Origin of the sequence: Motilimonas sp. E26 (genome assembly GCF_021278025.1) — a bacterium.
Lineage (GTDB): Bacteria > Pseudomonadota > Gammaproteobacteria > Enterobacterales > CBDFNC01 > Motilimonas.
Genome location: NZ_JAIBHJ010000041.1, coordinates 22,638 through 29,383, shown reverse-complemented (window position 1 = coordinate 29,383; position 6,746 = coordinate 22,638). Strand labels below are relative to the sequence as shown.

Genomic DNA, 6,746 nt, shown 5'->3' with positions numbered 1-6,746 from the left:
AAGTGCGGATGCAGATTACGCTGTCGGCTGTGGGTGTGCAGCACCGAGGTAAAGCCGAGCTCGCCTTGGTTTTGTTTCGCCGCGAAGTCTTTAAGGATTTGGGCGCTTACTTTAAACATCAGCGGATACAGATGACGCGGGTGTGAGGCGGCTAAGGGGCGCAGTTCATAAGGCAAGGTGAAGGTGACCATAAAGTAAGTGGTGGGCAGTAGCTTGCTTTGTTGTCGCCATAACCAGTTGGACGCGGTGCGCTGTTGGCACTGCGGACAAAACCGATGGCCACACGATAACGGCGTCACTTCCTGATGCGGGCAGTGGCGACATTGCCACTTTGAGCTGCCTTGTTGCTGGGTTTGGCATCGTAATAAAGCATGATAAAACGCCAGCTCAAGATAATCTTCATTCCAGCAGAAAAAGACGAAACAATTGAGTCAAAACAAGAACTCAACTATGGTTTGGTGCATCATAAAAATATATTTAAAAACGAGTAATTCTACAGGTTCGTTGAGGCTGTAGAATTACTCGATTTTAACAAGAACAAGCGTGACTTAAGGGTTGTAAATGCCTTAGCAAGGTCGTTTTAATGGCTTAGAATACGATACAGAGACTCAAAAAATCACTAAACTTTACTCAAACAGAATTCTACAGGCTCGTTACAGCTCTGGTCAGATCCACACTTCAAAATTTAATTACTACGCTATTTACGTACAGCTTGCCATCCATACGTTACTTGCGTACACTTTGCTTATGAAAAGTGTATTTGTTGAATCAACCATATTTGAAAAGTACCGAAATGATTACCTCAGTGACGAGGAGTTTCGATTGTTCCAAGCTGAACTTATGTCGAACCCGAAGCAAGGTGACGTAATTCAAGGTACTGGTGGTTTGCGGAAGATTCGAGTAGCAAGTAAAGGTAAGGGAAAGCGTGGTGGTTTACGTGTTATCTATTACTTCCTCGATGAAAAGCGTCGCTTCTATTTGCTGACTATTTACGGCAAAAATGAAATGGCAGACTTGACCGCAGATCAAAAGAAACAGTTAAAAGCTTTTATGGAGGCGTGGTGCAATGAGCAATCGTGATCTATTTGCAGAGCTAAATTCTGCACTTGTTGAAGCTAAGGAGCATTCAGAGGGCAAAGTGACTCTGAAAACTCATCAAGTTAATGACATCAGTGAGCTAGATATCTCACCTGATGAAATTGTTAGTATTCGTGAGCAGTTTAATATGTCTCGTGGTGTATTTGCTCGTTTACTGCATACATCATCACGTACATTGGAAAACTGGGAGCAGGGGCGGAGCGCACCAAATGGGCAAGCGGTAACCCTTTTAAAATTGGTTCAGCGTTATCCTGAAACTTTGTCGCATATCGCTGAGCTATAACAGATAAGAATAGGTGTCGCGAAGCCGACACCCCATATTCAATTGTTGGACAACGCTCGGATTATCCCCGGAGCCTCGCCGATCTCGCGTTCTGCCTTATTAAGTAAATTGCTGCATTGAGCCTTAACCGCGCTTCGCCTGAGTACCTTTCTCAAGACGAGCGGGAGGGATGTAAGGGGCGATCATAATGTAAACGCTTGCCTTATCAGTTTGTTACGGCTTGCCTGTGTGTTATTTCTTTATTCGTATTCCTCTTGTTGTCGCCCTAGGGTCTGTTGATCTTTCGTGATTGTTTTTGCAGCGAATTGTTGGGTATTTATACAAAACAATCGTTGTAGGCAGCGCTTTTGTGGTGTAGCTAGCTACACGAAAAGGCGATAACGCAGTAGAAATACCCAACAAACGCTGTCCTACGGATTCGGCTAAAAGCGTTTTGCCCATCGTTGAGCAGTATTTACTTAGAATGCTAAGCTACACACTGCTCGCCTTGCTCAAAACGCTTTTATCTCGAACAAAAATTAACCAGCAAAGATCAACAGACCCTAGGCGTGATGAATGCCATTATCCTTATTGCGTCCTTGCGGGGATGATTATCTCGGTCGGCTGATGCCAATGCAGCGCATGCTGTGTTGGCAGCAAGGGCAAGTTCGCGTTGCCGTGTAAAAAACCGTAATCCCGAGTGCGTTGTTTCCAGTGTTTGGTTTGCTCATCGCGATAGCGGAAGGTGGCGTTATCCTTGGTGATGTTCATGATGCTTTATCGGACAGCACGCCGCGATATAAGGTACAGTTATGTGCTGCACAGTTTGTATAAATGGCTGAATAGGCGCAGTGGTAGGTGAAGTTATAACTATAGTAATTTCAATAAGGTGATGATGTATTGCGCCATAGAGAAACCAAGAGTGAGTAAGCGATTTATTCACGTAGATTGGTACTAGGCGCGTGTTGATTTACACGCGTGAATATATAACTGAAGAGTGCAAAAGCTCGATGCGGTCTTGTGTTTTAAAATAAGCGCACGTCCGGATCTGTGTGGGGGCGGCCCAGTAATGGGTTGCTCTACCACGATTATTTTTCTGGAGTCTAGTATGTTGCATCAAATTGAAAAGTGGATTGATCAGACGAACGTTGAGTACCAAGAACAAAGGATTTCTTGCTCTAAATTCTTTGATGAATTCAAAGGTTTTTATCCTTTAGAGTTCCTACAACAATCATATTTTGTGATTGTCGATACAATCCCCAAGCCTAACTTTCCTGAGTTACGCCAAATGGGGTTGGGTGACTTTATAGATATGGAAGTTCACGGAATTACGTACAAAAACACCTATTATGTTCTTGCGCAGCTTGCATCGGATTTGCGCTTACATTTTCACGAACTTGTCCATGTTGCACAATGGGGGCATTTAGGTGCAATAGCATTTATGGAACGCTACATAACAGAAATTCAAACTTCGGGATATCACGAAGCACCTTTAGAGAAAATGGCATACGATTTTGATGCTTATTTTACGAGAGGTGGCGAGAAAGTAGATGTTCTTAATTATGTAGCACAAAAAATATAATAAGGCATTTAAATCTAACAAAAAAACAGTGTTTTATGTTTAGATTTGCTGCACGCTTTAACCCACTTTTTTGTCCGTTTAATGCGGCGTTAGGGCCTCAGAGCACTCAACCTCGCCAACCTACAAGTCGTTCTCTATTGACTTGTTAGGACAATTGTCCTAAATTTGGAAATAGGACAGTTGTCCTACATTGTTTACAGTTGTCAGGAGTCGCTCAGGTGGCCAATAAGCTAACAAGAAATCGCATTGTCGATACGGCAGATCAACTGTTCTATGAGCAGGGGTTTGAGCACACATCTTTCGCTCAAATTGCGGAAACTCTAGGCATTTCCCGAGGAAATTTCTATTATCACTTCAAGACCAAGGACGAAATTTTGGATGCCGTAATCAGTCATCGCCTTGTTCGCACGAACTCAATGCTCGATAACTGGGAGCTAGAGGGCGATACGCCAGTTGATCGTATCCACAGTTTTATCAATATTCTGGTAATGAATCGGGCCAAAATTAAGCGTTACGGTTGTCCGGTAGGGACGCTTTGTACTGAACTTGCCAAGCTGGATCATCCCGCAAGAAACCACGCAAACGAGTTGTTTACGCTATTCAGAACTTGGTTGCGCCGACAATTCGAGCAACTTGGCCGTTCTGATGACGCCGATGAGTTGGCAATGCATCTGCTCGCATTCAGTCAAGGAGTAGCGACACTTTCTAGTGCATTCCAAGATGAGAAGTTCATTCACAATGAGGTAAACCGTCTCGGCGACTGGTTGGCTTCTTTTGCAAATACAATTAACAATCAATCAGAGGTGCTTTAATGTTTGTCGTTCTTTTGCGGTTTTCAGAAAATAAAGATCAGGCCAGTGATTTTATGGAAGGTCACAATCAATGGATCAGGCGAGGGTTTGAGGATAAGGTTTTCTTGGTAGTTGGTAGTCTTCAACCCGGTCTTGGAGGCTCTGTTATTGCTCATGGTGAGTCAAGGGAAGCTCTTGAGAGCCGCGTCAATCAAGACCCATTTGTGGCCGAGAATGTCGTTACGGCAGAAATACTTGAAATCGAGCCAAAGAAAGCAGATGAGCGTCTGGGCTTTCTTCTGGCCAAGTGAGGGGGACGATGAACTCTACTGTTCAAGGCCCTGATGGAGAATTGCGTTGCAGCTGGTGTTCGGCTGCTCCTGAGTTCTTTGAATACCACGATAATGAGTGGGGCTATCCAGTTGATGGCGATATCAGGCTGTTTGAAAAACTGTGCCTCGAAAGCTTTCAATCTGGTCTGAGCTGGCGAACGATTCTCGCTAAACGAGAGAATTTTCGTGCTGCCTTTTCAAATTTCGATTTTAATGTGGTGGCAAAGTACAGCGACTCTGAGATTGATCGATTATTGAAGGATGAAGGGATTGTCAGGCATCGCGGAAAGATAGAAGCTGTGATCAACAATGCAAAAAAGGCGATAGAGCTCGTGGAGCAGGAAGGCTCACTGGCCGCTTACTTCTGGCGATTCGAACCAGATGAGAATAGTTTGCCCGAGCCACAGACAGCATCAACCTCAGAGGAATCCATTTCACTGTCGAAGGCTCTGAAAAAGCAGGGTTGGAAGTTCGTTGGCCCCACAACCGTCTATGCCTTTATGCAGGCAATGGGTCTTATAAATGATCACTCTGAGGGGTGTGTGTTCAGGGAAAAGGTCGAACATGCACGCAGTCACTTCAGGCGTCCAGGGCGCGAATAATGCCCAACACATATTAGCCGACCGGCCGTCAATATGTACTAGCTATTTCTTTGGCTGCGTTAGCAGCCAAATTCAAGTCAATCAGCAAAGCCGTTTACTTCGTTTGTCATGCAGCTGTCAGATCATCGCCTACAGCAAACACATATAGAGCCTCTCTTATTGCGGTCTCACTGCTGCTTGTTGTTTTTCCATCCCTGGAAATGACAGGGGCACTAGACATTTATCGGTTAACCCTGCACTGGCGCTATTCAAGACAAAGGTGCGAAGCCGACCCCCCATATTCAATTGTTGGACAACGCTCGGATTATCCTCGGAGCCTCGCCGATCTCACGTTCTGCCTTATTAAGTAAATTGCTGCATTGAGCCTTAACCGCGCTTAGCCTGAGTACCTTTCTCAAGACGAGCGGGAGGGATGTAAGGGCGATCATAATGTAAACGCTTGCCTTATCAGTTTGTTACGGCTTGCCTGTGTGTTGTTTCTTTATTCGTATTCCTCTTGTTGTCGCCCTAGGCGTGATGAATGCCATTATCCTTATTGCGTCCTTGCGGTGTTGATTATCTCGGTCGAAGGATACCAATGCAGCCTATGCTGTGTTGGCAGCAAGGGCAAGTTCGCGTCGGTTGGCTCGGTGGCTCAATTCCCAGTAGCTGTTGCAGCAACGGCAATAGCAAGCACTGTATTTGGTGCAAGATGGGCTTTGGCGTTACCGCGTAAAAAACCATAATCCCGAGCGCTGTAATCCCTTGGGCAGTACGTGTTGCAGTATCAGCATCAAAAACGCCGGAAGCGTTAGTTGCCTTATTAATATCTTATGTTCAACTTATTGTACAAGTGAAATAATGAAGACTATACTTGTTCCATTAATTGTACATATGGAGGTTCTTATGAGAATTGTATCTTTTACTGAAGCTAGAAATGGTCTTAAAGCTGTTCTAGACGGTGTAGTTAATGACGCAGACACAACAGTCATTACACGTCGTGACTCTGAGGATGCTGTGGTTATGTCTTTAGATTACTACAATAGTCTTATGGAGACAGTTCACTTACTACGCTCTCCTCAAAACGCTGAGCACCTAAACCGTTCGATAGCCCAGTACCGTGCTGGTAAAACAACAGCACGAGAGTTAATTGATGAGTAGTAGTCAACGTTTACTGTCGTGGACTGATGACGCATGGGATGACTATCTGTATTGGCAAACTCAAGACAAGAAAATACTCAAGCGAACCAACAAACTCATCAATGATGTTAAGCGCTCTCCATTTGAGGGTATCGGTAAACCAGAGCCGTTAAAAGAGAACTTATCTGGTTTTTTGTCTCGTCGTATCGATGACACTAACAGGCTTGTTTACGCAGTTGATGATCAAGCGATAACGATACTTTCGTGTCGTTACCACTACTAAATCGGGCTCAGCGATCTGGCATCTATCAAGGCCATGAACGCTCGGCCCGTTATGGCGACGTTGAGACTGTAGAATTTCTCTTTTTTAAGAAAAACTGCAAGCCATTGCGGTCAATTTTAACCGCGCTCCAAGAGTGAGTGGCAATCAGGCTGACAAAGTAGGTCTTCAAATCCGCCGCGGTCATGGCATCGGGGGCGCGGTCAAAAAACGCAGAAAGGCGACGCATCGCACGAGAATTCGCATCAACGGTTGCAGGGCGTTTTCCTTGCAAAGTTAAGTTGGTAGGATGTTGTTGGTAAAGAAATTCAAAACGTTGTTGGTCGGTGGTATTCATGAGTTTACTCCAGCAAGCCCGATCAAAGTGAGGGGATTACTTGAGTATGAAATATCAGCCACACTCTGCCGCGCAGCGGGTTCGTTCAACAAGGCATTTAAACGGAACTAAAACAGTGGGTTACGTTTCGATTCGCTGCACGTTTTAACCCACAATTTTAGTCCGCTTATTGCGGCGTTGAGGCTGTAGAATTACTCGATTTTAACAAAAATAAGCGTGATTTAAGGGTTGTAAATGCATTCGCAAGGTCGTTTTAAGGGCTTAGAATGCGATACACAGAGACTCAAAAAATCACTAAATTTTATTCAAAGAGAAATTCTACAGGCTCGTTACATTGCCAAAG

Annotated in this window: 11 protein-coding genes; 9 read left to right on the top strand and 2 right to left on the bottom strand. The window is 44.6% G+C overall.

Annotated features, from left to right (window positions below; genetic code table 11):
* A partial coding sequence (locus tag K1M91_RS20235; RefSeq protein ID WP_232804073.1) for a transposase zinc-binding domain-containing protein occupies positions 1-386 on the bottom strand: 386 nt, incomplete at its 3' end.
* A gap of 361 nt (positions 387-747) precedes the next feature.
* On the opposite strand from K1M91_RS20235, the gene K1M91_RS20230 reads away from it, so the two are divergent.
* The 9 genes from K1M91_RS20230 to K1M91_RS20185 all read left to right on the top strand — a co-directional run bounded on the left by K1M91_RS20230 (position 748) and on the right by K1M91_RS20185 (position 6,069).
* Positions 748-1,080, top strand: coding sequence for a type II toxin-antitoxin system RelE/ParE family toxin (locus K1M91_RS20230; protein ID WP_232804072.1), 333 nt, complete (start codon positions 748-750; stop codon positions 1,078-1,080).
* Complete coding sequence (locus tag K1M91_RS20225; protein WP_232804071.1) at positions 1,067-1,381, top strand: DNA-binding transcriptional regulator; 315 nt, start codon at positions 1,067-1,069, stop codon at positions 1,379-1,381. Before K1M91_RS20230 ends, K1M91_RS20225 begins: the two co-directional genes overlap by 14 nt.
* Positions 1,382-2,468: 1,087 nt before the next feature.
* Positions 2,469-2,942 (top strand): hypothetical protein, encoded by a 474-nt coding sequence (locus K1M91_RS20215; protein WP_232804069.1) that lies wholly within the window; start codon positions 2,469-2,471, stop codon positions 2,940-2,942.
* A 218-nt stretch (positions 2,943-3,160) separates the two neighbouring features.
* On the top strand, positions 3,161-3,754 hold the full coding sequence (locus K1M91_RS20210; protein WP_232804068.1) for a TetR/AcrR family transcriptional regulator: 594 nt from the start codon (positions 3,161-3,163) through the stop codon (positions 3,752-3,754).
* Positions 3,754-4,044: a hypothetical protein gene (locus K1M91_RS20205; protein ID WP_232804067.1), complete on the top strand. Its 291-nt coding sequence runs from the start codon at positions 3,754-3,756 to the stop codon at positions 4,042-4,044. The genes K1M91_RS20210 and K1M91_RS20205 overlap by 1 nt, the downstream gene beginning before the upstream one ends.
* An 8-nt stretch (positions 4,045-4,052) precedes the next feature.
* The gene (locus K1M91_RS20200; protein ID WP_232804066.1) at positions 4,053-4,667 is read left to right on the top strand and encodes a DNA-3-methyladenine glycosylase I; all 615 of its coding nucleotides are present in this window, start codon (positions 4,053-4,055) and stop codon (positions 4,665-4,667) included.
* A 520-nt stretch (positions 4,668-5,187) separates the two neighbouring features.
* The gene (locus K1M91_RS20195) at positions 5,188-5,382 is read left to right on the top strand and encodes a hypothetical protein (RefSeq protein WP_232804065.1); all 195 of its coding nucleotides are present in this window, start codon (positions 5,188-5,190) and stop codon (positions 5,380-5,382) included.
* 170 nt (positions 5,383-5,552) lie between these two features.
* Entirely contained in the window at positions 5,553-5,807 is a 255-nt protein-coding gene (locus tag K1M91_RS20190; protein ID WP_005526636.1) for a type II toxin-antitoxin system prevent-host-death family antitoxin, read from the top strand.
* The gene (locus K1M91_RS20185; protein ID WP_232804064.1) at positions 5,800-6,069 is read left to right on the top strand and encodes a Txe/YoeB family addiction module toxin; all 270 of its coding nucleotides are present in this window, start codon (positions 5,800-5,802) and stop codon (positions 6,067-6,069) included. Before K1M91_RS20190 ends, K1M91_RS20185 begins: the two co-directional genes overlap by 8 nt.
* A gap of 49 nt (positions 6,070-6,118) precedes the next feature.
* Here the strand turns inward: K1M91_RS20185 and K1M91_RS20180 are convergent, their stop codons facing one another.
* On the bottom strand, positions 6,119-6,403 hold the full coding sequence (locus tag K1M91_RS20180) for a phage integrase N-terminal SAM-like domain-containing protein (protein ID WP_232804063.1): 285 nt from the start codon (positions 6,401-6,403) through the stop codon (positions 6,119-6,121).
* Positions 6,404-6,746 lie beyond the last annotated feature (343 nt).

Coding starts and splice junctions, on each gene's coding strand:
- K1M91_RS20230 (WP_232804072.1), top strand. CDS start 748: ATGAAAAGTGTATTTGTTGAATCAACCATATTTGAAAAGTACCGAAAT.
- K1M91_RS20225 (WP_232804071.1), top strand. CDS start 1,067: ATGAGCAATCGTGATCTATTTGCAGAGCTAAATTCTGCACTTGTTGAA.
- K1M91_RS20215 (WP_232804069.1), top strand. CDS start 2,469: ATGTTGCATCAAATTGAAAAGTGGATTGATCAGACGAACGTTGAGTAC.
- K1M91_RS20205 (WP_232804067.1), top strand. CDS start 3,754: ATGTTTGTCGTTCTTTTGCGGTTTTCAGAAAATAAAGATCAGGCCAGT.
- K1M91_RS20200 (WP_232804066.1), top strand. CDS start 4,053: ATGAACTCTACTGTTCAAGGCCCTGATGGAGAATTGCGTTGCAGCTGG.
- K1M91_RS20195 (WP_232804065.1), top strand. CDS start 5,188: ATGCCATTATCCTTATTGCGTCCTTGCGGTGTTGATTATCTCGGTCGA.
- K1M91_RS20190 (WP_005526636.1), top strand. CDS start 5,553: ATGAGAATTGTATCTTTTACTGAAGCTAGAAATGGTCTTAAAGCTGTT.
- K1M91_RS20185 (WP_232804064.1), top strand. CDS start 5,800: ATGAGTAGTAGTCAACGTTTACTGTCGTGGACTGATGACGCATGGGAT.
- K1M91_RS20180 (WP_232804063.1), bottom strand. CDS start 6,403: ATGAATACCACCGACCAACAACGTTTTGAATTTCTTTACCAACAACAT.